Raw genomic sequence first — 25,062 nt, 5'->3', positions numbered from 1 at the left:
TCCCGGATACGCGATCAACCGGGCTATACTTGGCGGCCCCGCCCCCTAAGATGGCGCCGAACTTCAGGATTTTCCCATGCGTCTTTTCGTGCCGATTCTCTCGTCCGTCCTTCTTGTCGCCGCTCCCGCCTTCGCCACGCCCCCGCGCGAACAATCGCCCGCTCCGAAGGACCTTCTCGCCGCGGTCGGCGCAGGCAATAGCGACGCTGAACTCCAGGCCGCCATCGCTGCCGCCGCCGCTCATCCGCTGGGTTCGCTGCAGAATCCGGTGCGGGTCGGTGGGCCGGACGGCGAGCAGGCCTATCTCGCCCGGCTGCGTTGCGGCGACGGTTCGGCGCCGAAAGTCGGCGGCAAGAAAGCCGGCGGGGTCGGCGCCTATGGCTCGGTGGTCGACAGCTTCGCGGTGGACTGCAGCCCCGCGGCTCCGGGTTCGGTCAGCCTCGCCTTCGACATCTACCATCAGGAACATGTCGAACAGCGCGCGCCGTCCGGCTTCCGGATCGAACCGCGCTGATCGCCCGGTAAGAGCAGATGCGTATCTGGTTGAAGCGCCTCGGCACGGCACTGCTGTTCCTCACTGTGGCCATCTGCTTCGCGCCGACCCTGGTGCCGCCCTTCCTCGACCGCATTTATTATCGCGGCCCGGTCAGCGATCATTTCGACGGCGAGCGCTTCTTCAATCCCGGCCCGCGTGCGGTGCGCCACGGCAACCCCAAAAGCTTCATGAACCGGGTGATCGGCAGCGACGAGCGCGCTGAATGGCCGGCCCAGGTCCCCGTCGCCACGACCGTTCCCGCGGCGCGGGTCGCGGGCGACGCCATGCGCGTCACCTGGATCGGTCACGCCACGACGCTCATCCAGACGCAGGGCCTCAACATCCTCACCGATCCGATCTGGTCGGAACGCGCCTCGCCTTTCTCGTTCGCGGGGCCCAAGCGGGTGCGTGCACCCGGCGTGCGCTTCGAAGACCTGCCCAAAATCGACGTGGTGCTGATCAGCCACAATCATTACGACCATCTCGACCTGCCGACGCTGCAGCGTCTGTGGCGCCGCGACCGGCCCTTGATCGTCACCAGCCTCGGTAACGACACCATCCTGCGCGGCGCGGGCGTCGAATCGGTGGCGCTCGACTGGACTGGCCGGCGCACGGTCCGGCCCGGCGTCGAGGTGATCGTCGAGCGCAACCACCATTGGGGCTCGCGCTGGGGCAGCGACCGCAACCGCGCGCTCTGGTCGGCCTTCACGGTGAAGCTGCCCGGCGGCAGCATCTTCTATGCCGGCGACACCGGCTTCGGCGACGGCAGCTGGGTGAAGGAAGCGGCGGCGCGCGGGCCCTACCGCCTCGCCATCCTCCCGATCGGCGCCTACGAGCCGCGCGACTTCATGAAGGACAACCACATCGATCCCGAGGAATCGGTGCGGATCTTCGAGGCCCTCCATCCGACGCGCGCGCTCGCCATGCACTGGGGTACGTTCCAGCTCACCTTCGAGCCGATCGACGAGCCGCGCGAGCGGCTGGAGGCGCTGAAGCGCGCGCGCGGCATCGCCCGCGACCGCTTCGTCGCGGTCGAGGCAGGCCAGGGGTTCGACGTGCCGGCTGCCCTGCCGGCGGAGGCCGGCATCTCAGGACGCGATCGCACCCGCTCTCGCTGAGGCCCCGGCCTGCGCCGGGGCGCCGCTCAGGCCGCGGACGGACCGATCCGGAAGGCGCAGAATTTGTTGCCGTCGAGATCGCGGAAATAGGCGCCGTAGAAGGCGCCTTCGCCCTCGGGGCTGCGCAGGCCCGGAGCGCCCTCGTCGGTTCCGCCCAGTTCCAGCGCCTTGGCGTAGAAGGCGTCGACCTTGTCGCGGCCGTCGAGCACGATCGCCACCATCGTCCCGTTGCCGATCGTGGCGGGCTCGCCATTGTACGGGCGGGTCACCGCGACCGCCGGGCGGCCGAGGCTGGTGCCGTACATGGTGAAGCCGTTCTCCGCGAACTCCATGATCCGCCTGGCGCCGATCGAGCCGAACAAGGCGTCGTAAAAGGCCCGCGCCTTGTCGATGTCGTTGGTGCCGACGGTCGCATATCCGATCACTGCCTTATTCTCCTCAGGGGCAATCGCCGATGCGCTTGCCGTTGACGCGGGCCTTGAAGGCCATGGTCATGCCCTCGCCGCCGCTGGTCTCCATGTCCATGGTGAGATCGTAGTTTTCGGGCGCATAAGCGCCATCCATCTTCATCACGACCTTGCCGGCGCCGCCTTCGCCGCCAGCGCAGGTCATGGTGCCGCGCATCCGGCCGCCGTCCATCGACCAATCCTGGTAGGTGCAATTGGCGTCCTTCTGCGCGGTCAGGAAGTCGCCCTGGGGCTTGGCCGCCTGTTCGGGCGTCACGCAGTTGCGCACGGTCGTCTTCTGGTCGGTCATCGCCTTCAGCGCCTCGGCCGGAAGGCCCTTGGCGGTGGCGGAGACGATCTCGTTGGTCACTTCCCACTGGCCGGGCTTCAGCATCACTGCGCCGACTTCGTCGGCCACTTCGGCGGCCGTCATGTTGCCCTTGGGCTCGTCGGCCGATCCGCCGCAGCCGGCGAGGGCGAGCAAAGCGGCGGTACAGACTATCGTGCGGGTCATCCTTCTCTCCTCAGCGGTCGGCCGGCTGTGCGGCTCCGGGTTTCAGCAGGTCGAGCACGGCCGCCGTCATCGCCTCGGTGCCGAGGCGGACCGAGGGTTCGGGCGTGATCTTGAACAAAGGCGAATGGTGCGACGGCACCGGCGGACCGTCCGCCTTGGCTGCGTCGAGCACCGCCTGGGGCGTGCCGCCGACCCAGAAATAGGCGCCGGGAACGCCAAGCTCGGGCTGGACGAAATAGGCGAAATCCTCCGCGCCCATTCCATCGCGCTCTTCCTTGTGGAAGATGGCGTTGCCGAAGCGGTCCTGGAACGCCGCGCGCAGGCGGCCGGTGAGTGCCGGGTCGTTCATCGTCGGCGGGGTGGATTCCGCGGAATATTTGACCTCCGGCAATTTGTCCTCGGGCAAGCCGTTCATCCGGCCGACATTGACGGCGATCCGCTTCACGCCCTCGAGCAATGTCTTGCGCGTCTCCTGGTCGTCGGAGCGGATGGTGAGCTGCATCTCGGCGCGATCGGAGATGATGTTGTGCTTGAGGCCGCCGTGGAACGCGCCGACCGTCACCACGGCGGGTTTCAGCGGCGAGATTTCGCGGCTGACCAAAGTCTGCAGCGCCATGATGATCTCGGCGCCCATCACGATCGGGTCCTTGCCGGTGTGCGGGCTCGCGCCGTGCGCGCCGACGCCGTGGATGATGATGTCGATACTGTCCGACGACGAAGCGGTGAGCCCGGGCTCTAGCACGATCTTGCCGGCCGGCGTGTCGGCCGAGACGTGGAAGGCGACCGCGTAATCGGGCTTGGGGAAGCGCGTGTAGAGCCCGTCGTCGAGCATCTTCTTAGCGCCGCCAATCCGCTCCTCGGCGGGCTGGACGACAAACAGGATCGTGCCCTTCCACTGGTCCTTCATCGCCGCCAGCCGCCGCGCTGCGCCGACCAGCGCGGTGATATGCACGTCGTGGCCACAGGCGTGCATGACCGGGGCCAGCACCCCGTCGATGCCCTTCTGGGTGGCGGTCGACGCATAAGGAAGGCCGCTGGCTTCCTTGACCGGCAGGCCGTCCATGTCGGCGCGCAACAATATGGTCGGGCCTGCGCCGTTCTTCATGACGCCGACCACGCCGGTGCCGCCGACGCCTTCGGTCACGGTCGCCCCGGCCGCGCGCAATTCCTTCGCCATGATCGCCGCGGTGCGCGTCTCGACATAGCTGAGCTCGGGGTTCTTGTGGAAATCGACGAAGAGCGCGCCGAGATGCTTGTCGTAATCGGCCTTGACCGCGCCCGCGAGGTCGGCCGCGGCCGCGGCCGCGGCCGGCGCAGACAACAGGATAGTGGCCAGGAACAGCGGCTTCAGGCGCATCGATCACTCCCCCTTATTTTGGGATGATTGGTAACGCCTGTCCGCGCCGCTGGCTATCCCGCCGCGCAGGCGCCGATATGCTTAGCCACGATCTTCTCGTCGATCTTCACGTCGCCGTCGCTCGCGAGATAGGTGTCGATGCGGCTGGTGCCGTCGATCCCGCCGGCGGTGAAGGTCGCCTCGACCGTCTTCAGCACCGAGCCGCTGAGCTTGGGACGCTCGCACGCGAGCGAGACGTTGAGCCGGCCGTTGCCCATGTAGAAATTCTTGTAGGTGCAGCTCTCGCCTTCCTCGGCGAACAAGGCCGGGTCCGGCTTCTTGCGCTCGGCCTCGCCGATACAGGCCTGGCTTGCGCTCTTCGTGCCGGCCGGCGTGTCGATCGCGGGCTTGCCCTTGTCGGCCTGGGCGAGCCGGGTGACCTCGCGGCTCACCTGCCACTGCCCGGCATCGAGCATCGTCGCCTCGGGCGCTTCCTCGGCCTTGGCGGTGTCGGTCGTCTCCGAACAGCCCGCCAGAATGCAAAGCGGAACCAGCATCCATGCACGCATCGTTATTCCTCCCCCTTGTTGCCGTTCGAAGACTAAACCAGATCAAATCGAATGACCATTGGCCTCGCTTAGACCTTCACTAGGGCCGTTCTTTCTCCTGCAGATCCGTCGGTCTGCTTCTTGTCGATCCGATGCGGATGCGAAGTCGGAACGGGGATTCATATGGTTTATGACCGGACATCTTTTCCGGATTGATGGCGAGTTTACCCAACAGTTCTTCTCGAAATGCGAGAGGCGCCGATGGAGCGATTATGCTCAACGCTGAATTGCCAGGATCGACCTAGTCCCTGGCTTTGGCGGTTCTGGTTCGCCATTCTGACGACTTTAACGGTCGCCATGTCTCTGCTCCCTTCAACAAGCTATGCGAGAAACGCGAGCGCGCCCGTCTTGCTGGCCGATGGGTTGTTGGCCGGGAGTGAAACCGGCGATGGTGTCCAACCGAAAAGCGAGCCGGATAAGGTGACCGAGGACAAGCTCGATAGGTTAGGTCCCATCATGTCGGATATAGGCGGGGTGGCCGCGGAGATTGTCGGCGGCGATCCAGACGGACTGTACATCTACGCCGAGCCCGCACGCGGCGTTGTCCATGCCGAGGTGTACAAGGAAGACCCGAATGGGGTCCGTGTTTTCGCTCCTACCGACGAGCTTGCCGACCTCATCGGCGAAGCCTGGGAGCTCGAGAGCCCGGACGAGACAAAACGTTGGGTCGCTATCGAGTATGAGGTCCGGGGCACCAAATTCGATGTTCGCTTCATCTACCCAGAGGAACTCGATCCAAAGCATGACGCATCAGATCGCCGCAACGCGGCGGTCAGGAGACGCTTCGGGAACAAGCCGGTGATCTACCGGGCGAACTGAACTGCGGCACAGTGAGATTCGAGGAATGTATCCGGACCTCGTTCCAGCCATTGTCGTGCCGGCGATAATCGCCATATTCGCGCCATGCCCATCGCCATTCGCACCGGTCTGGAAGAGCCCGAGACCGGCAAAGATTTCGTCCCGCACCGCCCCCAGCGTCCGGAGAAGTCCGAGGGCGGGAAGGCGTTCAAGCTCGTCTCGGAATATCAGCCGGCGGGCGACCAGCCGACGGCGATCGCCGAGCTCACCGAGCAGATCCTGCAGGGCGAGCAGACCCAGGTGCTGCTCGGGGTGACCGGATCGGGCAAGACATTCACCATGGCCCAGGTGATCGAGAAGCTGCAGCGGCCGGCCTTGATTCTCGCGCCCAACAAGATCCTCGCGGCGCAGCTCTACGGCGAGTTCAAGAGCTTCTTCCCGGACAATGCGGTCGAATATTTCGTCAGCTATTACGATTATTACCAGCCCGAAGCCTATGTCGCCCGGTCCGACACCTACATCGAGAAGGAAAGCTCGGTGAACGAGGCGATCGACCGGATGCGCCACTCGGCGACCCGGGCGCTCCTGGAGCGCGACGACGTCATCATCGTCGCCTCGGTCTCGTGCCTCTACGGCATCGGTTCGGTCGAGACCTATTCGGCGATGGTCTTCAGTCTCAAGAAGGGCGAGACGGTCGACCAGCGCGAGATCATCCGCAAGCTCGTCGCGCTCCAATATAAGCGCAACGACCAGGCGTTCGCGCGCGGCAATTTCCGCGTCCGCGGCGACAATCTCGAAATCTTCCCGTCCCACTATGAAGACACCGCCTGGCGGATCAATTTCTTCGGCGACGAGATCGAGGAGATCGTCGAGTTCGATCCGCTCACCGGCAAGAAGATCGCCAGCCTCGAATCCGTGAAGGTCTACGCCAATTCGCACCACGTCACGCCCGGGCCGACGCTCAAGCAGGCGATGGAGGCGATCAAGCACGAGCTGGCCGAGCGGCTGAAGGAGCTGGTGAGCGAGGGCAAGTTGCTGGAGGCGCAGCGGCTCGAGCAGCGCACCCATTTCGACCTCGAGATGATCGCGGCGACCGGCTCCTGCGCCGGCATCGAGAATTACAGCCGATTCCTGACCGGGCGCCTGCCCGGCGAGCCGCCGCCGACCTTGTTCGAATATTTGCCCGAAAACGCGCTTTTGTTCGTCGACGAGAGCCACCAGACGATTCCGCAGATCGGCGCGATGGCGCGCGGCGATCACCGCCGCAAGATCACGCTCGCCGAATATGGCTTCCGCCTGCCTTCGTGCATCGACAACCGTCCGCTGCGCTTCAACGAATGGGATGCGATGCGCCCGCAATCGGTCGCGGTCTCGGCCACGCCCGGCACGTGGGAGATGGAGCAGACCGGCGGCGTCTTCTCCGAACAGGTCATCCGCCCCACCGGCCTGATCGACCCGCCGGTCGAGATCAAGCCGGTCGAGGACCAGGTCGACGACCTCATCCACGAGGCCAAGGAGACGGCGCGCAAAGGCTATCGCACGCTCGTCACCACGCTCACCAAGCGCATGGCCGAGGATCTCACCGAATTCCTCCACGAGGCCGGGCTTCGCGTCCGCTACATGCACTCCGACGTCGAGACGCTGGAGCGCATCGAGCTGATCCGCGACCTGCGGCTCGGCGTGTACGACGTGCTGGTCGGCATCAACCTGCTGCGTGAGGGACTAGACATCCCCGAATGCGGACTGGTCGCGATCCTCGACGCGGACAAGGAGGGCTTCCTGCGCTCCGAAACGTCGCTGATCCAGACGATCGGCCGCGCCGCCCGCAACGTCGAAGGCAAGGTCATCCTCTATGCCGACCGCATGACGGGATCGATGGAGCGCGCGCTACGCGAAACCGATCGCCGCCGCGAGCGCCAGAGGGAATATAACGAGGCGCACGGCATCACGCCGACCACGATCAAGCGCAACATTTCCGACCTGCTCGCCGACGTTTCGCAGCGCGACAGCGTCATCATCGATACCGGCGACGACGACAGGCCGCACCTCGTCGGCCACAATCTGCGCGCCTATATCGAGGATCTGGAAAGCCGGATGCGCAAGGCCGCCGCCGATCTCGAATTCGAGGAAGCCGGGCGCCTGCGCGACGAGATTCGCCGGCTCGAGGCCGACGAACTCGGCATTCCCGATCACGAGAAGAAAGCGCCGGTCGCGGGTCATTCGATCAGCGGCCGCCCCGGCACGCGCACGACCCGCTTCGGCAAGCAGAAGGCGGCGCGGGCGGAGAAACGGGCGCGCGGCGGGGGCCGCTGAGCGGAGCGGATTTCCTCTTCGCATCGCGACGAGCGCGCCCTAATCTCGCGCCATGGAATCCGAACTGCCCTTCGACGACCGGCCGGCTGTGGCCGAGGCCGACCGGCTGACGCTCGACCTCGACGGCTGGGAAGGGCCGCTCGACCTGCTGCTGACGCTGGCGCGCAACCAGAAGGTCGATCTGGCCAAGATCTCGATCCTGGCCCTGGTCGAGCAATATCTCGCCTTCATCACCGACGCGAAGAAGCTGAAGCTGGAAATCGCCGCCGACTATCTCGTGATGGCGGCGTGGCTGGCCTACCTCAAATCCTGCCTGCTGCTGCCCAAGGATCCCGAGCAGGATCCGAGCCCCGAGGAACTGGCGCTGCGGCTCCAGCTGCGGCTGCAGCGGCTGAGCGCGATGCGCGAGGCCGGTGCGCGGCTGCTCGCCCGCGACTGCCTGGGCCGGGACGTGTTCGTGCGCGGCGCTCCGGAGGGGCTGCGCGTTATCCGCAAGGCGATGTGGCAGGCGGACCTCTACGACCTGATCGCCGCCTACGGCACGGTCCGCGCCCGCACCGAGCCGGCCTTCCACGTCGTCCACCGGCGGCCGGTGATGACGCTGGAGGAGGCCCTGCTGCGGGTCGAGCGGCTGATCGGGGTGAGCATGGAATGGGCCACGCTCGAATCCTTCCTGCCCGACACGCCCGACCCGGAATTCCGCAAGTCGGCGCTGGCGTCCAGCTTCGTCGCGGCGCTCGAACTCGCCAAGCAGGGCAAGGTCCAGCTCGATCAGGGCGCGCCGTTCACGTCGCTCCGGATCCGCGCGGCATGAACGAGCTCCCCGATTCGGTCCGCGCCGTCGAGGCGACCCTGTTCGCCGCCGAAACGCCGATGAGCGCCGACGAGATACGAGACTATGTCGGCGTGCATATCGACGTCCGCGCCGCACTCGAGGAGCTGGCCGGCCATTATGCCGGGCGCGGGATCGAACTGGTCGAGCGCGGCAAGCGCTGGCATTTCCAGACCGCGGCCGACCTCGCCCACCTGCTGCGGCGCGAGCGCGACGAGGCGCGCAAGCTCTCCCGCGCCGCGGTCGAGACGCTCGCCATCATCGCCTATCACGAGCCGGTCAGCCGCGCCGAGATCGAGGCGATCCGCGGCGTGCAGATTTCCAAGGGCACGCTCGACGTGCTGATGGAGGCGGGCTGGGTCCGACCGGCGGGGCGCCGCGAAGTGCCGGGCCGGCCGCTCACCTATGCGACGACGGCGGGATTCCTGGCCCATTTCGGGCTCGCCAGCCGCCGCGACCTGCCGGGCATCGACGATCTCAAGGCCGCCGGTCTGCTTGATCCGATCGATGCCGCGCTCGAACAATTAACCGGCGAGCAGCTAGAACTGGAAAGTGGCCGCGAGGAGGACTAGGTGTCCTGCAACGCGTATCGTGGAGAATTGGAATGGGCGGTTTCAGCCTCTGGCATTGGCTCGTCGTCGGCATCATCATCCTGCTGCTGTTCGGCAAGGGCCGCTTCTCCGACATGATGGGCGATGTCGCGAAAGGCCTGAAGAGCTTCAAGAAGGGCATGGCCGACGAGGACGAGAAGCCGGTCGCGCCGAAGCGCATCGAAGGCGATCGCACGGTCGACGCCACGCCGGAGCGGCCGCGCACCGTCGTCGAGCCGGAAGAACGGCGCGAGCCCTGAACGCCTGAAGGCGCGGGCCCATGTTCGATATCGCACCGACGGAGCTGCTGATCGTAGCGCTGGTCGCCCTCGTGGTGATCGGGCCTAAGGACCTGCCGCGCGTGATGCGGACGGTGGGCCAATGGGTCGCGCGCGCCCGGGGAATGGCGCGCCATTTTCGCTCCGGCATCGATACGATGATGCGCGAGGCCGAGCTCGAGGAAATGGAAAAGAAATGGCGCGAGGAGAATGAGCGGATCATGCGCGAATTCCCCGCCACCCAGGAGCCGACGCCGCTGCCGGACACGAATCCGCCGCCGGTGACCCCGCCTCAGGGCGAGATGCCGCCGCCGCGCGCCGGCGACGACGACCGGGCGCTGCCATGAGCGAGATCGACGAGAGCCGTGCGCCCTTGATGGACCATCTGATCGAGCTGCGCCGGCGGCTGATCTGGTCGGCCGCGGCCTTGTTCGTGTGCTTCGGCGTGTGCTTCTATTTCGCCGACAAGATCTTCGCCTTCCTGGCGCAGCCGCTGATCGCCGGGTTCGGCGCGGGGCAGGGGCGGCTGGTCTACACGAAGCTCTACGAGGCCTTCTTTGTCGAGGTGCGGGTGGCGTTATTCGCCGCCTTCTTCCTCGCCTTCCCGGTGATCGCCAACCAGATTTGGGCGTTCGTCGCGCCCGGCCTCTACGCCAAGGAAAAGAGAGCCTTCCTGCCCTTCCTGATCGCGACGCCCGTGCTGTTCCTGCTCGGCGCCGCGCTTGCTTATTACGTCGTGATGCCGACGGCGATCCGCTTCTTCCTCGGCTATCAGGGCCAGATCCCGGGGATTGCGCAGGAAGCGCTGCCGGCGATGGGCGAATATCTGTCCTTCGTCATGCACTTCATCCTCGCCTTCGGAATAGCCTTCCTACTGCCGGTGCTGCTGATGCTGGTCGAACGGGCCGGGCTGGTGACGCGCGACCAGCTAAAGCGCGGCCGCCGCTATGCCGTGCTGGTCGCCTTCGTCGTGGCCGCGGTGGCGACGCCACCCGACGTATTGTCCCAGTTCATGCTCGCGATCCCGCTGATCCTGCTTTATGAAATTTCGCTGATCGCGATCTGGTTCACCGAGCGCCGCCGCAGCCGCGAGAAGACGGGATCCGAACTTCTTTGATGTATGAGGCGCCGTTTATCGATGCGGCGAACGCCATGCTGGCGATAGAGAACGGCCAGGACTGGACGCGCCCGGCCCCGCCGCGCGACGGCTGCCGCGTCACACCGCTCATCGAAGCCGCCGACATGTATCCGACGCTCGAGCATCTCGTGCTCGATGCAAAAAAGTCGATCTGGCTGGCGTTCCGCATCTTCGATCCGGCCACCAAGACTCGCTCGGACAGGGCCAAGGAACGCGGCCTGGAGGACTGGGCCGCCTTGATCCGCGACGCGGCGCAGCGAGGCGTGGAGGTGCGCATCCTGCTCACCGACTTCGAACCGGTGCTTGCCGATTATCTCCATGCCGGCTCATGGTGCACCTTCCACGCGGTAAGAGCCCTGGTCGAGGACCTTGGCGACGACAGGGCCAAGCATCTGCAGCTGATCGTGATCCAGCATGAGGGCGAGGTCGGCCGTGGATGGCGCCAGCTGCTGCGGCTGGCGAGCCGGCGCAAGATCCGGTCGCTGGTCGCGAGTTTGCTCGACAAGAAAGACGCCGAGGATGGCGGGCTGAAGACGCGTCCGGGCCTGTGGAATTACGTTGCCTGGGAAGCGGACAAGCCCAAAAAATGGAAGCCGGGCGCCCCGCCGCGGCTGTGGCCCGCGACCTACCACCAGAAATTCGTCGTGATCGACGGCGAACATGCGATCATCGGCGGGCTCGATCTCAACGAGCGGCGCTGGGACGACCGCCGCCACAAGCAGCGCGCGGACCGCACCTGGCACGATATCTCCGCTTTGGTCGAAGGTCCGGTGGTCGCGGATGCGGCGCGGCATTTCGCCCGGCTCTGGAACCACGAGTTGCCGCGCTACCGCGCGACGGTCCAGGAATGGACGAGCGGCTGCGACCGGCCCCTGATGCTCGACCCGCTCTCCGAAATCCCGCTTTCCTCCGTTGCCGAGCAGTCGAACAAGGGCGAGGCGCGCGTCCAGCTGGCACGGACCCTGTCGCGCAAGTCGGACGCGGCGTTCGCGAGGGGGCCGGTGCACGGCATTCGCGAACTCAAGGCTGCCCACCGCCAGCTGATCCTCGCCGCCCGCCGGCAGCTTTATATCGAAGCGCAATTCTTCCGCTCCGACGAGGCCGCGGAGTGGGTCGAGGAGGCGCTGCGGGCCAGCCCCGCGCTGGAGGTGATCATCCTGATCGCCAACACGCCCGAGGAGATAGCGTTCGAGGGGCAGACCGGCAATCTCGCCCACCGCTACGGCGAATATCTCCAGGCGCGGGCGTTGGGTAGGCTGCTGCGCAAGGCCGGGCCCGACCGGATCGGGCTGTTCACGCTCGCCAAGCAGGAGCCGGTCAAGGCGGACGAGAAGCAGTTCGAAGACACACGCGGCACGGCTTACGGGTCGGGCCTCATCCACATCCATTCCAAGCTGCTGATCGCCGACGACGCGACCTGTCTGCTCTCGTCGGCCAATATCAACGGCCGCAGCTTCGATTGGGACACGGAACTGGGCTTCATCTGGCACGAAACCGGGCCCGCGATCGGCGACTTCAAGCGCCGGCTCTGGTCGCAATTGTTCGGCGGCACCCCGCCCGAAAGCATGGATCTCGAAGGGTGGCGCGATATCGCGCGACGCAATGGCAGCGCCGAACCCGCGGATCGGCAGGGCTTCGTCGTTCCTTATCAGCTTAGCCGGGCGCGGCGCTTCTCGCGCCCCTATTTCTTCATTCCCGACGATCTCGTCTGACCACGAAAAAGGCGCCGCCCCCAAGGGGACGGCGCCTTCTTTCCGGCGAGCCGGATTGGCTTACATCTTGTTGTCGACGGCGTTGCTGGCCGACTGGAGATCCTCGCCCGCGCCACGGACGGTGTTGCAGGCGACGAGGGTCACGAGGGCGCCCGAGATGAGGGCGATGTTGAGGGCCTTACGGATCATGTTTTCTCTCCCGAGATAGGGGCAGGCGGGGTTGGTTACAGGCGTCGATTAAATGCGTCCGCCGCGGAAAGTGTTCCGCAGCGTAACGATCTACCGAAGCTGATGGGGAGATCAATGTCAGGTCGAAGGCGCCGCCCGAAGGCGGCGCCTTGAATTTCAAATTCGTGCGAGCCCGATCAGCAATTGCCCTCACGGCCATCGACGCAGTCGCCGGCAGACTGGACGTCATTGGCGGCGCCGCGGACCGTGTTGCAAGCGGCCAGCGTCAGGCTGCTCGAAATGGCGATGATGGCGATAATCTTACGAACCATGATGTTTCTCCTCAACTCGACACGCCCGCTCGGCTTACGAGGTGCGAGGGTAAATCCTCTGGACGCAAGGTTGGTTCCACTGGCGTCACGAGCAGTGCGCGGAGAACGGTGAGGGGAAGGTGGGGAAGGGGCCGAAGGAGCGGAAATATCCGGAGAAAGCCCAAAAATGTTGAGCCCGGAGGCGCCACCGGGGGGGGGAGGTTGGCGCGTCCGGGCTCATTTTCTGGATAGCGAGAGCGGGGGGGCAAAAGGTCACTATCCGAATAGCAGAACGTGGCAGGTCGAACCGGGTTCCCGCAGCGCTCAAAAATTTTGCCGAAAGCGCGAGAAAGTTGAACCGCCACAGCCGGGGAGGCAACCGAGCCGCGCCGCCACCGGTTGTGGCTCCAAAGGAGCATGACATGAGCAAACCACCGAAGACGCCGCCACATTCCGATATTGACGGCGTGCATGAGGACGGGGAGCGCAACACCGACGTTGCGGCGGCTCTGGATCAGGCCGGCGGAGACCTGGAACGCGCCCGCCAGGAGAATGTCGGGCGCCCGCCTTATTCCGATGAGAAGAGCCGCGACGATCGCACCGGCTGAGGCGCGGGCCTAGCGCTCGGCCTTTTCCAGAACCGAGATCCGCACCGAATAGCGGCCCTCGTCGGTGTCGCGTTCGAGCGTCGAGCGGAGCTGGCGCGACAGGCCGGTGACGATGCGGTCAAAGCGCTCTGTGAGCTTCTCGTCGCAGGGCACCCCGCCCTTCAGGCTCTCCGACTCCACCCTGAGCGTCGCGCCCGTATCATTTTCCCCGTCCAGGGAAATGGTGACGGCCTTGGCGCCGCAGAACATCGCGAACTCGACGATCTCGGTGATCAGGAACGCCACCGATACGGCCACGTCCTGGGTCACATAATAAGGCTCGACGTCGAGACGGATCGTCATATGCGCCGCCGACGGGGGGGCGGTGCCGCGCAGGTTGGCGCCGAGCTCCGAAATCAGCGAGCGCACGGCCACCCCGCGATTTTCCTCGAGCTCTGCATAATGATTGCGATGGACGACCGCGAGCGCGTCCACGCGCCGCTGGATCGACGCATAAGCGGCCGAGACCTCCTCGTTGGCGGCGCCGCGCGCGTGGAGGTTGAGCAAGGAGGCGACCACCTGGAGGTTGTTCTTCACGCGATGGTGGACCTCGCGGACGAGCTTGGTCTGGCGCTCTACGGCGGCCTCGAGTTCGGCCTCGTGGCGGGCCACGGTCTGCGTAACCTGGTCGAAGGCGCGGCCGAGGTCGCTGATTTCGCGCGCCGGCGTCGACAAGGTCGGCAGGTCGAGATGCTCGTCGCCGGGCTGGTAGGCAGCGACCGCGCGCTGCATCCGCACCAGCGGACGCAGGAGAAGGCGATCGACGATAATCCAGCCGATGATGGCCGCGAAGATCCACATCATCACCGGCATCAGGACGATGAGCGCATCGAGCGCATTGACGGGCGGCGCGCCCAAGACGATGCGCAATTGCAACGTGCCCTGTGCGATTACCTTCGACCCGCGCACGGTTTCAACCAAGGTCCCCGGCTCATAGCCGTCGCGCAGCATCATGCGCCTTTGACCCTGAACCAGTTCAAGATCGAAATTGTCCGCCGTTCCCGGGATGAGGGTCAGGTCGGCGAGGCTTGCGCGGCTGAATTCGGCGGCTCCCTCGATCCGACCGTTCGTACCGAACAACACGTAATGCAGCTTTTCGCCGTTCGGAGTGATTTGGGCGATGGCATCCTGCGCTGCCACGCGCGGGAACGGCGGCGGTGCGAAGCCGGGGGTTGAGCAACGCAACCCACCGTCTTCACCATAAAGCGCGTAACGGGCTCGCCGCGCTTCGCCGCGAGCGAGCCGCTGGAGCGTATTGCGGCAGACAACTGGATCGGCGGGTGAGAGCGAGATCGCGCCGCTCGCCGCGCGCACTGTCGCGGCGCTGTGGGACAGCAGGGTCTCGATGCTGTCCGCCTTGATCTCGAGGCGGGTCAGGGTCTGTTCGGTGCGGCGTTCGCGGCCGTCGCGGGCGCTCTCGATCGAGGCGAGGATAGCAATCAGCCCGAGCGGGAAAAGGCCCAGACTGAGGATGAGCAGCATCTTCACGCCCGTGGAGAGGCGTCCGATGCGCGTTGCAAACCAGCTAGCGTCGTCGCGGCTCATGGCCGGCTCGTACCGGACGCCGCGCGGTTAACCAAGCTTTCCGAGCAGGTCGAGCATCTCGGGGGGAATGTCTTCGTCGATCGTGCGCTGATAGACGGAGCGCAGCGCCGATCCCACTTCGGGATTCCCGTTCGCTCGCTTCGAGGAGCGTGGCTTCTGCATGGAACTATCAACGTCGGAGACGGGATCGGATTTGCGCCGGCGGTCGCCATCCTTTTCACTAGCAAAGGTCAATTCGGTTTACCCCTCACGGCCGTCGCCGCGCCCGCGTTTTCGAACAAAAAATGCCTGTCCGCCGAGCGACTTTACTGCCGATCAACCCCGAACAGACCCCACGTGCACAGGAACCGTCATAGCGGCCTGCGTGGGCATGGAAACAAAAAAGTCGCTTAATGGTTCCACACATCGGGAGCAGCGGGCGGGCCGTTCACTCCTGCACGTTCTGCGTCCGCAGCACGCCGTTCCGGCGGGGTTGCATTGCGCGGGGCTGGTCATCACAACACCGCATTAATTCTACCGTAGGAGTCGTAACGCCCATGTCGCTCGGTCAGGACCTCGCGCCCCACCTTCCTTTTCTGCGGCGCTATGCCCGCGCTCTCACCGGCAGCCAAAGCCACGGTGACAATTATGTCCGGGCCACGCTGGAGGCGATCGTGGCCGCGCCGGCCGACTTCCCGCGCGACGTCGATCCCCGGCTCGGTCTCTACCGCACCTTCCACGCCATCTGGTCGTCGAGCAATATCGAGGAAGACACCAACGTTGATCTTCACGACGCGGAGGGCATCGCCCAGAAGCGTCTCGCCCGGATCACGCCGCTGTCGCGCCAGGCTTTGCTTCTTACCGCGATGGAAGGTTTCACGCCCGAGGACGCCGGCTTCCTGATCGGCGCCAGCGCCGAAGAGGTGGACAATCTCGTCGCCGAAGCGCTCGCCGAGATCGAGCGCCAGACCCGCGCCGAAGTGCTGATCATTGAGGATGAGCCGATTATTGCGATGGACATCGAGACGATCGTTCGCGACCTCGGCCACAATGTCACGGGCGTGGCCGTGACCCGCGACGAAGCGGTGTCCCAGGCGCTGGCGCGCCGGCCCGGCCTCGTGCTGGCCGACATCCAGCTTGCCGACGACAGTTCGGGCATCGATGCGGTGAAGGACATCCTGCAGGAATTTCAGGTGCCGGTCATCTTCATCACCGCTTTCCCCGAGCGTCTGCTGACGGGCGAGCGGCCGGAGCCGACCTTCCTGATCACCAAGCCGTTCCAGCGTTCGACCGTGAAGGCCGCGATCGCCCAAGCCCTGTTTTTCGACACCGCTACCGTTCCGGCGGCGTAAGCAATTCAGGGAACCGCTGCTGCCAGCGGGCGTTAGCCGTCTGAATGAGTTTCAGAAGGAAGCGGCTTAGCCCATGGACGAACCGGAACAGCATATCGGCACGACAGAGGCACGTCAGGGCACCACGCCCCACATGACGCGCTACATCTTGGGTATCTCGCTCGTGCTGGTGGTGATTATTTTCGGTCTTCTGTTGTTGGTCTGGCAGTAAGCTCTTACATTCCCGAAATAATATCGTGGCCGGGCATAGAAGCCCGGCCGCATGCGTCCAATCCACGAATTTCTTATTAGGGGCGGCTTGATGGCGGGCGAACAGCCAGCGTTGATCGACGGAGAGGAAGTCCGGAGCGAGCCGGTGCCGCTCCCGGACGACGAGTTCAAGGACCAGCTTGCGCAAGTGATCCCGCATCTGCGCGCATTCGGCCGCTCGCTCTCGGGTAGCCGCGACCTCGCCGACGACCTCGTCCAGGAAACCCTGCTCAAGGCGTGGGCGGCGCGCAAGCGCTTCCAGGCGGGCACCAACATGCGCGCCTGGACCTTCATCATCCTGCGCAACCTCTTCCTCAGCCAGATGCGCCGTGCGCGCTTCAAGGGTGAGTGGGACGAACTCACCGCCTCGAAGTTGCTCGCCGCGCCGGCGAGCCAGGACCGCCACGTCGAGTTGGGCGATATGCAGCGGGCGCTGATGCACCTGCCGCAGCCGCAGCGCGAGGCGCTGATCCTGGTCGGTGCCGGCGGGTTCGCCTATGAAGAAGCGGCCGAAATCTGCGGCTGCGCGGTCGGCACGATCAAGAGCCGCGTCGCCCGCGGCCGCGTCGCGCTCGAAAACCTGCTCGCCGAGGGCAAGCTGCCGTCGCGGCGCGAGCACGTGACCGACACCAACAAGACCGCGCTGCAGACGATTATGGGTGAAGTGGACGAACTGAGCCGCGATCGCGACCCTGCCGGGAAGTGATGGCGGCTCAGTCGAGCCTGGCCAGCAGATCCTCGAACCTGTCGAGCGAACGGGCTTCGCCGTCCATCGCAAACGCCTCGCGCAACGCGTTGCCGACACCGGCGTGAACGGTGGGCGGCGCCACCTTCACGAAGCGCCGCTGGGAAGCTTTCATCATCGCTTCTTTTCTAGGGTTGAGCGTATTCACGCCTATAGAACGCCTTGAGTTGCAGGGGGTTTCAACTGTTGCACCCCTAGAACGGAACTGATCTATTTTGTTGCATGCCCACCACGCAATATAAACCGGCGATTAACGATGCGCTCGAGCGAGCGCGTCGTCACTCGCCTTTCTTGAAATTGCAGCTCGATACCCAGCCGCGGGTGTCCGAAGCGCTGGCGTCCGGCGACCTCGATCGCGCTCTCGATATAGCGCGCGGCAGCGGTGTCGGCGCCGAGACGCTTGCGGCGTCCTTGCGACGCGAGCGGAGCGCGCTGGCGCTCGCGCTCGGCATCGGCGATCTGGCCGGCCTGATGCCGCTGGAGCGGGTCGTCGGCGAGTTGTCAGACCTTGCCGATCGGGTGCTGGAGCAAGCGGTGGCCGGAGCGATCGCGCAGCGCACTCCGGATGCCGAGCCGGCAGGTTTCGCCGTCATTGCGCTCGGCAAGCATGGCAGTCGTGAGCTCAATTATTCCTCGGACGTCGATCTGCTTTTCCTGTTCGATCCGGCCGTCCTGCCGCTGAAGCCGCGCGAAGATCCGGGCCAGGCGGCGGTGCGGATCGGCCAGCGCGTGATCGAGTTGGTCCAGAAACGCGATGGCGACGGCTATGCGTTCCGGGTCGACCTGCGGCTGCGGCCATCGCCGGAGGTGACGCCGATCGCGCTGCCGGTCGATGCCGCCATCTCTTATTATGAATCGAGCGCCCTGCCGTGGGAGCGCGCCGCCTTCATCCGCGCCCGCTGCGTCGCCGGGGATCGTCGGCTGGGACAGTATTTCCTGGATGCGATCCACCCGTTCGTTTGGCGGCGCAGCCTCGATTTCGGCGCGATCGGCGAATTGCAGTCGATCACGCGCCGGATCCGCGACCATTATGCCCAGGGCCAGGCGTTCGGGCCGGGCTTCGACCTGAAGCGCGGTCGCGGCGGCATTCGCGAGATCGAATTTTTTGCCCAGATCCACCAGCTCATCCATGGCGGGCGGGCGCCCAAGCTGCGCGCGCCGGCGACGCTAGACGCGCTGGAGCTGTTGGCGCAGGACGGCCGCATCACGCCCACCGAAGCAGCCGCGTTGTCCGAGGCCTACCGGCTGTTCCGGACGGTGGAGCATCGCCTTCAGATGGTCGACGACAAGCAAACCCATACCTTGCCCGCCGACGGCGCCGCGCTCGACAATGTCGCCCGGTTGCACGGCGTCGAGCGGGGCGAGATGTTGCTCGGCCTGCTCGAACCCCGCGTCACCGAAGTTGCCGCCGCCTACAGCCGGCTCGGTGCGGGCGAAGGCGCGACACTGCCGCGCGATCCTGCGGCGCTCGAGGCGCGGCTGCGCGAGGCCGGCTTCGACGATCCCGGCTCGGCGCGGCTCCGCATCGAGAATTGGCGCACGGGCAAGGCGCGCTCGCTGCGGACGCCGGCCGCGGTCGACGCCTTCGAAGCGATGCTGCCGGCGCTCATCGACGCGTTCGGCCGCTCGCCCGACAGCATGCGCGCGGTGAACCGCTTCGACGATGTCGTCACGCGCCTGCCGAGCGGCGTCAATTTCTACCGGCTGCTCGAGGCGCGCCCCGGCCTCACCGGCATTCTCGCCAGCGTGCTGAGTTACGCGCCGGCTCTCGCAGACCAGCTCGGGCGCCGTCCCGAACTGCTCGACGGGCTGATCGATTCCAGCGCGTTCGAACCCGTTCGCCCCATCGCTGCATTGGCCAAGGATTATGCCCGGTCCGATCGCGCCGACGAGGATTACCAGCTCTTGCTCGATCGCGTGCGGAGGCGGGTGAACGAAGCCCGCTTCGCGCTCGGCGTGCAGCTGATCGCGGTCCAGACCGACCCGCTCGAAATCGCTGCCGGCTATGCCCGCATCGCCGAGGCCGCGATCCAGGTCTTTGCCGATGCCGCGATCGCGGAATTCGAGCGAAGGCACGGCAAGGTTCCCGGGTCCGAACTTGTGATCCTCGGGCTTGGCCGTCTCGGCGGCGGGGCGCTGACCCACGCTTCGGACCTCGACCTCATCTACGTCTTCACTGGCACGCACGAAACGGTGTCGGACGGCCCCAAGCCGCTCGGCGCGACCGATTACTTCAACCGGCTGGCGCCGCGCGTCACCGCGGCGCTGTCCGTCGCCACCGCGGCCGGACCGCTCTACGACGTCGATACGCGACTGCGCCCCTCGGGCAAGGACGGGATGATCGCGGTCTCGCTGGCGAGCTTCGCCGACTATCAGCGGACCCGCGCGTGGACGTGGGAGCATATGGCGCTGACGCGGGCGCGCCCGGTTTACGGATCCGCGCAAGGGCGGGCCGCACTGGCGTCGGCGGTCGACGACGTTTTGCACCAGGAGCGGGATGTCGCCCGGCTGATCGCCGACGCCGGTGCGATGCGCGAGGATATGGCACGCCACAAGCCGCCGAGCGGTCCTTTCGACATCAAGCTGGGGGAGGGCGGGCTGGTCGACCTCGAGTTCGCGGTCCATGTCCTGCAGCTGCAGCACAGGACTGCGTTCCATCCCCGGCTCGACGATGCGATCGATGCGCTGATCGCGGCTGGCTTGCTGCCGGTAGAAATTGCCGACGCTCATCGCCTGCTCACCCGGATGCTGGTCGCCTTTCGCCTGGTTTCGCCGCGATCGGACGAACCGCCGCCGGCCTCGCGCGAGCTCGTCGCGCGGGCGTGCGGGCTTGAGAACTGGGACGCGCTGCTTGCGGCGCACGACGGGGCGCGGCAGAGGATTTCGCAATTGTGGCGCGCGATCGCGTCGACATCGGAGATACAAGATGGTGCATGAGGGCGATGCCGTTCCCGACGTGAAGCTCGAAGGGCTGGAGGGCCAGCCGGTCAGTCCCGCCGACTTCAAGGGCCAGAAGCTGGTTCTCTATTTCTATCCGAAGGACGATACGTCGGGCTGCACGGCGGAAGCGCAGGCCTTCACCGCGCTGGCCGACGATTTCGCCCAGGAGGGGACTTGGCTCCTCGGCGTCTCGAAGGACGACGCGAAGAAGCATCGCAAGTTCATCGACAAATATGATCTGAAGGTGCCGCTCGCGACGGACGCCGACGGCTCCGTCTGCGAGGCTTTCGGGACCTGGGTCGAGAAATCGATGTACGGCCGCAAATATATGGGCATCGAGCGCGCCACCTTCCTCGTCGACCGCGACGGCGTGGTGAAGCGCGTGTGGCGCAAGGTGAAGGTTCCGGGGCACGCCGAAGAGGTTCTCGCGGCCGCGCGCGAGCTGCCCTGAGCCGCACGCCGGCGCGACGGAGAAGGCCGGGCGCCGGCTTGACCCTCTTCGTTGCTCCTGCGAAAGGACGGTCCAGCCAACTTGGTGGGGGGCATCCATCAGATGCGTTGGACTGTATGCTCGATCTGGACCTGAATCTCCTCACCAGCCTTTCGGCCCTTCTCCAGACCAAAAGCGTTTCCCAGGCCGCCCGCCGGATGGGGATCAGCCAGCCGGCGATGAGCCGTGCGCTGGCGGAACTCAGGGAGATTTTCGGAGACCCTTTGCTCGTCCGCACGCGCGGCGGCATGCTGCTGACGCGCCGCGCCGAGGACCTGGCCGGGCCGCTGGCCGACTGGCTGGACGGCGCGCGGCGGCTGGTTGCGCCGCCGGAAGTCGATCCGGCCACGCTTTCCCGGCGCTTCCGCATAATTGCCTCCGATTACGGCGTGCAGGCTGTGGTGCGGCCCGCCTTGGCGGCGATCATGGCGGCGGCACCGGGGGTCAGCCTTGATGTCAGACCGGTCGGCGGCGACGCGATCGCGCAACTCGCCGCCGGCGAGGCGGACGTCATGATCAGTGGCGTCGAGCCCGACCGGCGCCTTGTCCACGAGCGGCATCTGTTCAGCGAACCGGTGCTTTGCGTTGCGCGCCGGGATCATCCTCTGGCGCTGAAATCGTCAGTCGGCCCGCTCCGCCTTTCCGACCTGCTGCCCTGGCCGCAGATCAGCGTGGCAGTCACCGACGACGATACCGACCCGCTCAGCCGTACGCTGGCGACGCTCGGCCTGCGCGGCCGCGTGGTCGCGACCACGCCTTATTTCTCGGGCGCCAGCGAGCTGTTGCTGGAGACCGATGCGGTGATGGTGCTGCCGGCCGGGGCCGCCCGCAGCTACGCGCTCGGCGGGCAATTCGCGCTGTTCGACGCCCCGCACGAGCTCGGGCGGTGCGACCAGTGGCTGAGCTGGCATACGCGCAGTCAGCGCGATTGCGCGCTGCAGTGGCTGATCACGCTCATCGCAGCCCACTGCGCCGACGATTCCGACGCGGCCGCGATGTCCGTCGCCGCTGAATAACAGATATCCTGCGGTCCGGGATTCCCTCGGCTCCAGCGCTCTGACATGTGCGGCCCGCTAAAAGGGGCAAGAGGTGCAGCTTTCGTGGCTGACGCCCGAGCACGCCCCACAACCCGAGGGTCTGTCGATGCGTAACCTGCTTGCTGCCACCTGCCTCACTCCCGTTATCCTGTTCGTCGCCACGCCGGCCGCCGCGGAGACGGTGGTCGGCACGGCCACGACCGCGGCGCTGCGCACGGCGACCGCCGCCAATGGCGCGCGCGATGATATCCGGATCGCCAGTGCCGGCTCTGTGAAACCGACCTCGGGCACGGCCGTCACCCTCGACAGCGCCAACAGCGTCAAGAACGAAGGTACGATCCAGATCACCGATGCCAATGACGCGACCGGCATCATCGCCGCAGCCGGCGGCTCCGGCACGATCACCAACAGCGGCACGATCACGATCGACGAGACCTATGCGGCAACCGATGCCGACAAGGACGGCGATCTCGATGGCCCATTCGCCCAAGGCGCGCGCCGGTTCGGCATCCGCGTTGCCACCGGCGGCGATTTCACCGGCAGCATCGTGAACAGCGGCACGATCACGATCGAAGGCAACCAGTCGGCCGGCATCGCCGTCTCCGACCGCCTCGTCGGCGGGCTGACCAGCAGCGGCAAGATCGCGGTGCTCGGTGACCAGAGCGTCGGCATCGCGCTGAACGACGTCACCGGCAACGTGACCCTCACCGGCAGCATTGACGCGCGCGGGGCCAATGCGGTCGGCATGGCGGCTGACGGCAACATTGGTGGCGCATTCGTCGTCCAGGGTGCCGTCAGTGCGAGCGGCTACCGCGTGAACGCGGCGGGAACGGACGTGACCAAGCTCGACGCCGACGACCTGCTCCAGGGCGGGCCGGCCGTCCGCATCGCCGGTGACGTCGCCGGCGGCATCCTGTTCGATGCGCCGCCCAGGAATTTGAGCGAAACCGACAAGGACGAGGACAAGGACGGCATCGAGGACGACAAGGAGGGCACCGCTGCCATCTCCTCGTTCGGCGCAGCGCCGGCGGTGCAGATCGGCGCCGCGGGGCGCGACCTCGCGATCGGCGCGGTCGCCGGCACCGCCAATGGCGGCCACGGCATCGTCGTCAACGGCTCGATCGCCGCTGACGGCGTCTACAAAAGCATCAACGCCACCGGCCTGGCGATCGGCGGCCTCGGCGGCGCGGTCACCGTCGCCGGCGGTGTCACCGTCAACGGCGCGGTCGCGGCCAATTCCAACCAGGGCAATGCCGCGGCGATCCGCATCGGCGATCGCGCCAGCCTTGGCGAAATCAAGGTCACCGGCCAGGTCGGCGCGCGCGGCGGCGAGGCCGAGGGCTCGACCGTGCATGGCGTGCTGATAGAGCAGGGCGCCAGCGTGGGCACGATCCGCAACGCCGGCCGGATCACCGCCCAGGTGGCGGGCGCCAAGGGCGTGGCGGGCGCGATCGTCGACCGTGCAGGCACCGTGACCCTGGTCGAAAATAGCGGGATCATCACCGCCACCGGCGTCGGCGCGGGCAACAGCGTCGCCGTCGATCTGCGCGCCAACAGCGCCGGCGCCACCATTCGCCAGCCGGTCGCGGCGGCCAATGTCGCCGCCCCGGCGATCACCGGCGACGTGTGGTTCGGCTCGGGCGACGATCTGTTCGACCTCGCCGACGGCACCATGACCGGCACGACCCGCTTCGGCACCGGCGCGAACCGGCTCAGCCTTTCCGGTGACGCGGCCTATGCGGGCGAAGTGGTGTTCGATGCGGGCGCAGACACGATGGCGCTGGCCGACACCGCGCGGCACAATGGCAACGTCGATTTCGGCGGCGGCGCCGACAGCCTGACGCTCGCCGGCACGTCGGTGTTCAGCGGCGCGCTCGCCAATAGCGCGGGCCTGGCGGTCAATGTCGCCGGCGGCACGCTCGACCTCACCAACAAGGGCGCGGTCGCTTTGTCGTCGCTGACGCTCGCGCAGGGTTCGTCGCTGACAGTCAGCATCGACAGCGCGGCCGGCACCAACACCCTTTACGACGTGGCGGGCGCAGCCAGCTTCGCCCAGGACACCAAGGTCAATCTGCGCTTGAGCAGCGTTGCCGGCAGCGAGGGCAATTACGTCATCGTTCGCGCCGGAACGCTGACCGGCGGCGGCAACCTCACCACAGCCGGCGCCTCGCTGCCCTTCCTCTATGCGAGCACGCTCGCCGCCAACCCGACGGCCGGCGAAGTGTCGCTCCAGATCCGCCGCAAGACGGCGACCGAGCTCGGCCTGACCCGCTCGCAGGCGAGCGCTTATGGCGCCGTGTTCGAGCAGCTCGACGCCGACGCCCAGATGGCTTCCAGCTTCCTGGCGGTACAGGACGGTGAATCCTTCCGCTCGCAGCTCCAGCAATTGCTGCCCGAGCATGCCGGCGGCACGTTCGAGACGGTGACGCAGGCGTCGCGCGCCACTGCGCGCTTCCTCGCCGATCCGCGCTCGCCGTTGGTCGATATGGGCGGCTGGGGCTTTTTCCTGCAGCAGGTCGCCTGGGGTTCGAGCAAGAGCGTCGGCGATACCGCATCCTATGACGTGACCGGCTGGGGCGCATCGGCCGGCGCGGAGCTCACCGGTAGCCCGATCGGCAATTTCGGCGTGTCGCTCGCCTACCTGCTTGGCAAGGATGCCGACGGCGGCAACGACAATGAGGTCTCCACCAACCAGTATGAGATTGCAGCGTACTGGCGGAACAATTGGGACGCGCTGCAGGCATTCGCCCGTGTGTCGGGTGCCTACATCCAATTCGATGGCGCGCGCAGCTTCCGCGGCACCACCGGGACGCAGAACGTCACGCGCGAGACCCGCGGCGACTGGAACGGTACTCTGTTCTCGGCAGCGGCGGGTGTCTCCTACGAAGCGCAGTTCGGCCGCCTCAGCCTGCGTCCGGCCGTCTCGGTCGATTATTACCGGCTGAAGGAAGACGGCTATGCCGAAACCGGCGGCGGCGCGGCCTTCGACCTGATCGTCGACGACCGCACCGGCGACGAGGCGGCAGCCAATGCCAGCGTCACGCTTGGCTACGACCTGATGGGCGGCAAGAAGGGCGAGAACTTCTTCCGCTTCGAGGTCGAGGGCGGCCGGCGCGAGCTGATCGGCGGCTCGCTCGGCGCGACCACGGCCCGCTTCGAGGACGGCGATGCGTTCACGCTCGCCTCGGTCGAGCGGACAAGCGGCTGGCTCGGCCGGTTGCGCGTGCTCGGCGGCAATGGCGACTTCCTGGTCGGCGCCGAACTCAGCGGCGAGGAGCAGCAGAGTCGCGCCGCCATCGCCGGCCGCGTGACGCTGCAATTCGGCTTCTGAGGCTTGGGGCTCCCCCGCGGCGGCGCGGGGGAGATGCTGCTTGAAGGCGC

Annotated in this window: 27 protein-coding genes; 18 read left to right on the top strand and 9 right to left on the bottom strand. The window is 66.4% G+C overall.

Annotation, left to right across the window (positions count from 1 at the left end):
* Positions 1–76 precede the first annotated feature (76 nt).
* Entirely contained in the window at positions 77–514 is a 438-nt protein-coding gene (locus SH591_RS05785) for a hypothetical protein (protein WP_324750911.1), read from the top strand.
* Between the two features lie 17 nt (positions 515–531).
* The gene (locus tag SH591_RS05780) at positions 532–1,653 is read left to right on the top strand and encodes an MBL fold metallo-hydrolase (protein WP_324750910.1); all 1,122 of its coding nucleotides are present in this window, start codon (positions 532–534) and stop codon (positions 1,651–1,653) included.
* Between the two features lie 26 nt (positions 1,654–1,679).
* On the opposite strand, the gene SH591_RS05775 is transcribed toward SH591_RS05780, so the two are convergent.
* The 4 genes from SH591_RS05775 to SH591_RS05760 are packed head-to-tail and all read right to left on the bottom strand — an operon-like array spanning position 1,680 to position 4,518.
* A complete protein-coding gene (locus SH591_RS05775) occupies positions 1,680–2,078 on the bottom strand; it encodes a VOC family protein (RefSeq protein WP_324750909.1) in 399 nt (132 codons plus the stop codon).
* Positions 2,079–2,091: 13 nt separating this feature from the next.
* On the bottom strand, positions 2,092–2,613 hold the full coding sequence (locus tag SH591_RS05770; RefSeq protein ID WP_324750908.1) for a DUF3617 domain-containing protein: 522 nt from the start codon (positions 2,611–2,613) through the stop codon (positions 2,092–2,094).
* A 10-nt stretch (positions 2,614–2,623) separates the two neighbouring features.
* Positions 2,624–3,970 carry an amidohydrolase gene (locus SH591_RS05765; protein ID WP_324750907.1) on the bottom strand — a complete coding sequence of 449 codons (1,347 nt, stop codon included), beginning with the start codon at positions 3,968–3,970 and terminating at the stop codon, positions 2,624–2,626.
* 53 nt (positions 3,971–4,023) lie between these two features.
* The gene (locus SH591_RS05760; protein ID WP_322831975.1) at positions 4,024–4,518 is read right to left on the bottom strand and encodes a DUF3617 domain-containing protein; all 495 of its coding nucleotides are present in this window, start codon (positions 4,516–4,518) and stop codon (positions 4,024–4,026) included.
* 336 nt (positions 4,519–4,854) lie between these two features.
* On the opposite strand from SH591_RS05760, the gene SH591_RS05755 reads away from it, so the two are divergent.
* From SH591_RS05755 to SH591_RS05720, 8 genes are all read left to right on the top strand, one after another.
* Positions 4,855–5,376 carry a hypothetical protein gene (locus tag SH591_RS05755; protein WP_324750906.1) on the top strand — a complete coding sequence of 174 codons (522 nt, stop codon included), beginning with the start codon at positions 4,855–4,857 and terminating at the stop codon, positions 5,374–5,376.
* Between the two features lie 84 nt (positions 5,377–5,460).
* Positions 5,461–7,668 (top strand): excinuclease ABC subunit UvrB, encoded by a 2,208-nt coding sequence (uvrB, locus tag SH591_RS05750; RefSeq protein WP_324750905.1) that lies wholly within the window; start codon positions 5,461–5,463, stop codon positions 7,666–7,668.
* Positions 7,669–7,720: 52 nt separating this feature from the next.
* The gene (locus SH591_RS05745) at positions 7,721–8,482 is read left to right on the top strand and encodes a segregation and condensation protein A (protein ID WP_324750904.1); all 762 of its coding nucleotides are present in this window, start codon (positions 7,721–7,723) and stop codon (positions 8,480–8,482) included.
* Positions 8,479–9,072 carry an SMC-Scp complex subunit ScpB gene (gene scpB / locus SH591_RS05740; RefSeq protein ID WP_324750903.1) on the top strand — a complete coding sequence of 198 codons (594 nt, stop codon included), beginning with the start codon at positions 8,479–8,481 and terminating at the stop codon, positions 9,070–9,072. Before SH591_RS05745 ends, scpB begins: the two co-directional genes overlap by 4 nt.
* A 32-nt stretch (positions 9,073–9,104) precedes the next feature.
* Positions 9,105–9,350, top strand: a complete 246-nt coding sequence (locus tag SH591_RS05735; protein WP_322831970.1) for a twin-arginine translocase TatA/TatE family subunit — start codon at positions 9,105–9,107, stop codon at positions 9,348–9,350.
* Between the two features lie 20 nt (positions 9,351–9,370).
* The gene (tatB, locus tag SH591_RS05730) at positions 9,371–9,715 is read left to right on the top strand and encodes a Sec-independent protein translocase protein TatB (RefSeq protein ID WP_324750902.1); all 345 of its coding nucleotides are present in this window, start codon (positions 9,371–9,373) and stop codon (positions 9,713–9,715) included.
* On the top strand, positions 9,712–10,485 hold the full coding sequence (gene tatC / locus SH591_RS05725) for a twin-arginine translocase subunit TatC (protein WP_322831968.1): 774 nt from the start codon (positions 9,712–9,714) through the stop codon (positions 10,483–10,485). The genes tatB and tatC overlap by 4 nt, the downstream gene beginning before the upstream one ends.
* 35 nt (positions 10,486–10,520) lie before the next feature.
* Positions 10,521–12,218 (top strand): phospholipase D family protein, encoded by a 1,698-nt coding sequence (locus SH591_RS05720; RefSeq protein WP_324750901.1) that lies wholly within the window; start codon positions 10,521–10,523, stop codon positions 12,216–12,218.
* Positions 12,219–12,278: 60 nt separating this feature from the next.
* Here the strand turns inward: SH591_RS05720 and SH591_RS05715 are convergent, their stop codons facing one another.
* Entirely contained in the window at positions 12,279–12,407 is a 129-nt protein-coding gene (locus tag SH591_RS05715; RefSeq protein WP_322831966.1) for a hypothetical protein, read from the bottom strand.
* Between the two features lie 176 nt (positions 12,408–12,583).
* Positions 12,584–12,718 carry an entericidin EcnA/B family protein gene (locus SH591_RS05710; RefSeq protein ID WP_322831965.1) on the bottom strand — a complete coding sequence of 45 codons (135 nt, stop codon included), beginning with the start codon at positions 12,716–12,718 and terminating at the stop codon, positions 12,584–12,586.
* Positions 12,719–13,119: 401 nt separating this feature from the next.
* On the opposite strand from SH591_RS05710, the gene SH591_RS05705 reads away from it, so the two are divergent.
* Entirely contained in the window at positions 13,120–13,305 is a 186-nt protein-coding gene (locus tag SH591_RS05705; protein ID WP_324750900.1) for a hypothetical protein, read from the top strand.
* Positions 13,306–13,314: 9 nt separating this feature from the next.
* On the opposite strand, the gene SH591_RS05700 is transcribed toward SH591_RS05705, so the two are convergent.
* Together SH591_RS05700 and SH591_RS05695 are read right to left on the bottom strand one after the other, a co-directional pair.
* Complete coding sequence (locus SH591_RS05700; RefSeq protein WP_324750899.1) at positions 13,315–14,889, bottom strand: sensor histidine kinase; 1,575 nt, start codon at positions 14,887–14,889, stop codon at positions 13,315–13,317.
* Between the two features lie 27 nt (positions 14,890–14,916).
* Entirely contained in the window at positions 14,917–15,051 is a 135-nt protein-coding gene (locus SH591_RS05695) for a NepR family anti-sigma factor (RefSeq protein WP_322832316.1), read from the bottom strand.
* Between the two features lie 374 nt (positions 15,052–15,425).
* Here SH591_RS05695 and SH591_RS05690 point away from each other — a divergent pair, with 374 nt between their 5' ends.
* The 3 genes from SH591_RS05690 (at position 15,426) to SH591_RS05680 (ending at position 17,175) form a co-directional block, all read left to right on the top strand.
* Positions 15,426–16,220, top strand: a complete 795-nt coding sequence (locus SH591_RS05690) for a response regulator (RefSeq protein ID WP_322831962.1) — start codon at positions 15,426–15,428, stop codon at positions 16,218–16,220.
* Between the two features lie 73 nt (positions 16,221–16,293).
* Positions 16,294–16,431 carry a hypothetical protein gene (locus tag SH591_RS05685; protein WP_322831961.1) on the top strand — a complete coding sequence of 46 codons (138 nt, stop codon included), beginning with the start codon at positions 16,294–16,296 and terminating at the stop codon, positions 16,429–16,431.
* A 90-nt stretch (positions 16,432–16,521) separates the two neighbouring features.
* Positions 16,522–17,175, top strand: a complete 654-nt coding sequence (locus tag SH591_RS05680; RefSeq protein WP_322831960.1) for a sigma-70 family RNA polymerase sigma factor — start codon at positions 16,522–16,524, stop codon at positions 17,173–17,175.
* 7 nt (positions 17,176–17,182) lie between these two features.
* On the opposite strand, the gene SH591_RS05675 is transcribed toward SH591_RS05680, so the two are convergent.
* Positions 17,183–17,332, bottom strand: coding sequence for a hypothetical protein (locus SH591_RS05675; RefSeq protein WP_324750898.1), 150 nt, complete (start codon positions 17,330–17,332; stop codon positions 17,183–17,185).
* Positions 17,333–17,436: 104 nt separating this feature from the next.
* Between SH591_RS05675 and SH591_RS05670 the strand changes: the two genes are divergently transcribed.
* The 4 genes from SH591_RS05670 to SH591_RS05655 all read left to right on the top strand — a co-directional run bounded on the left by SH591_RS05670 (position 17,437) and on the right by SH591_RS05655 (position 25,012).
* The gene (locus SH591_RS05670; protein WP_324750897.1) at positions 17,437–20,151 is read left to right on the top strand and encodes a bifunctional [glutamine synthetase] adenylyltransferase/[glutamine synthetase]-adenylyl-L-tyrosine phosphorylase; all 2,715 of its coding nucleotides are present in this window, start codon (positions 17,437–17,439) and stop codon (positions 20,149–20,151) included.
* On the top strand, positions 20,141–20,605 hold the full coding sequence (locus SH591_RS05665) for a peroxiredoxin (RefSeq protein WP_324750896.1): 465 nt from the start codon (positions 20,141–20,143) through the stop codon (positions 20,603–20,605). Before SH591_RS05670 ends, SH591_RS05665 begins: the two co-directional genes overlap by 11 nt.
* 116 nt (positions 20,606–20,721) lie before the next feature.
* A complete protein-coding gene (locus tag SH591_RS05660) occupies positions 20,722–21,660 on the top strand; it encodes a LysR family transcriptional regulator (protein ID WP_324750895.1) in 939 nt (312 codons plus the stop codon).
* Positions 21,661–21,787: 127 nt separating this feature from the next.
* Positions 21,788–25,012 (top strand): autotransporter outer membrane beta-barrel domain-containing protein, encoded by a 3,225-nt coding sequence (locus SH591_RS05655; RefSeq protein ID WP_324750894.1) that lies wholly within the window; start codon positions 21,788–21,790, stop codon positions 25,010–25,012.
* The last annotated feature ends 50 nt before the right edge of the window (positions 25,013–25,062 follow it).

Origin of the sequence: Sphingomonas sp. LY54, from assembly GCF_035594035.1 — a bacterium.
In the GTDB taxonomy this organism is placed as follows: Bacteria; Pseudomonadota; Alphaproteobacteria; order Sphingomonadales; family Sphingomonadaceae; genus Allosphingosinicella.
Note: the sequence above shows the minus strand (reverse complement) of the source record. Positions and strands in the feature narration are given on the sequence as shown.

Coding starts and splice junctions, on each gene's coding strand:
- SH591_RS05785 (WP_324750911.1), top strand. CDS start 77: ATGCGTCTTTTCGTGCCGATTCTCTCGTCCGTCCTTCTTGTCGCCGCT.
- SH591_RS05780 (WP_324750910.1), top strand. CDS start 532: ATGCGTATCTGGTTGAAGCGCCTCGGCACGGCACTGCTGTTCCTCACT.
- SH591_RS05770 (WP_324750908.1), bottom strand. CDS start 2,613: ATGACCCGCACGATAGTCTGTACCGCCGCTTTGCTCGCCCTCGCCGGC.
- SH591_RS05765 (WP_324750907.1), bottom strand. CDS start 3,970: ATGCGCCTGAAGCCGCTGTTCCTGGCCACTATCCTGTTGTCTGCGCCG.
- SH591_RS05760 (WP_322831975.1), bottom strand. CDS start 4,518: ATGCGTGCATGGATGCTGGTTCCGCTTTGCATTCTGGCGGGCTGTTCG.
- SH591_RS05755 (WP_324750906.1), top strand. CDS start 4,855: ATGTCTCTGCTCCCTTCAACAAGCTATGCGAGAAACGCGAGCGCGCCC.
- uvrB (WP_324750905.1), top strand. CDS start 5,461: ATGCCCATCGCCATTCGCACCGGTCTGGAAGAGCCCGAGACCGGCAAA.
- SH591_RS05745 (WP_324750904.1), top strand. CDS start 7,721: ATGGAATCCGAACTGCCCTTCGACGACCGGCCGGCTGTGGCCGAGGCC.
- scpB (WP_324750903.1), top strand. CDS start 8,479: ATGAACGAGCTCCCCGATTCGGTCCGCGCCGTCGAGGCGACCCTGTTC.
- SH591_RS05735 (WP_322831970.1), top strand. CDS start 9,105: ATGGGCGGTTTCAGCCTCTGGCATTGGCTCGTCGTCGGCATCATCATC.
- tatB (WP_324750902.1), top strand. CDS start 9,371: ATGTTCGATATCGCACCGACGGAGCTGCTGATCGTAGCGCTGGTCGCC.
- tatC (WP_322831968.1), top strand. CDS start 9,712: ATGAGCGAGATCGACGAGAGCCGTGCGCCCTTGATGGACCATCTGATC.
- SH591_RS05720 (WP_324750901.1), top strand. CDS start 10,521: ATGCTGGCGATAGAGAACGGCCAGGACTGGACGCGCCCGGCCCCGCCG.
- SH591_RS05715 (WP_322831966.1), bottom strand. CDS start 12,407: ATGATCCGTAAGGCCCTCAACATCGCCCTCATCTCGGGCGCCCTCGTG.
- SH591_RS05710 (WP_322831965.1), bottom strand. CDS start 12,718: ATGGTTCGTAAGATTATCGCCATCATCGCCATTTCGAGCAGCCTGACG.
- SH591_RS05705 (WP_324750900.1), top strand. CDS start 13,120: ATGAGCAAACCACCGAAGACGCCGCCACATTCCGATATTGACGGCGTG.
- SH591_RS05700 (WP_324750899.1), bottom strand. CDS start 14,889: ATGAGCCGCGACGACGCTAGCTGGTTTGCAACGCGCATCGGACGCCTC.
- SH591_RS05695 (WP_322832316.1), bottom strand. CDS start 15,051: ATGCAGAAGCCACGCTCCTCGAAGCGAGCGAACGGGAATCCCGAAGTG.
- SH591_RS05690 (WP_322831962.1), top strand. CDS start 15,426: ATGTCGCTCGGTCAGGACCTCGCGCCCCACCTTCCTTTTCTGCGGCGC.
- SH591_RS05685 (WP_322831961.1), top strand. CDS start 16,294: ATGGACGAACCGGAACAGCATATCGGCACGACAGAGGCACGTCAGGGC.
- SH591_RS05680 (WP_322831960.1), top strand. CDS start 16,522: ATGGCGGGCGAACAGCCAGCGTTGATCGACGGAGAGGAAGTCCGGAGC.
- SH591_RS05675 (WP_324750898.1), bottom strand. CDS start 17,332: ATGATGAAAGCTTCCCAGCGGCGCTTCGTGAAGGTGGCGCCGCCCACC.
- SH591_RS05670 (WP_324750897.1), top strand. CDS start 17,437: ATGCCCACCACGCAATATAAACCGGCGATTAACGATGCGCTCGAGCGA.
- SH591_RS05665 (WP_324750896.1), top strand. CDS start 20,141: ATGGTGCATGAGGGCGATGCCGTTCCCGACGTGAAGCTCGAAGGGCTG.
- SH591_RS05660 (WP_324750895.1), top strand. CDS start 20,722: ATGCTCGATCTGGACCTGAATCTCCTCACCAGCCTTTCGGCCCTTCTC.
- SH591_RS05655 (WP_324750894.1), top strand. CDS start 21,788: ATGCGTAACCTGCTTGCTGCCACCTGCCTCACTCCCGTTATCCTGTTC.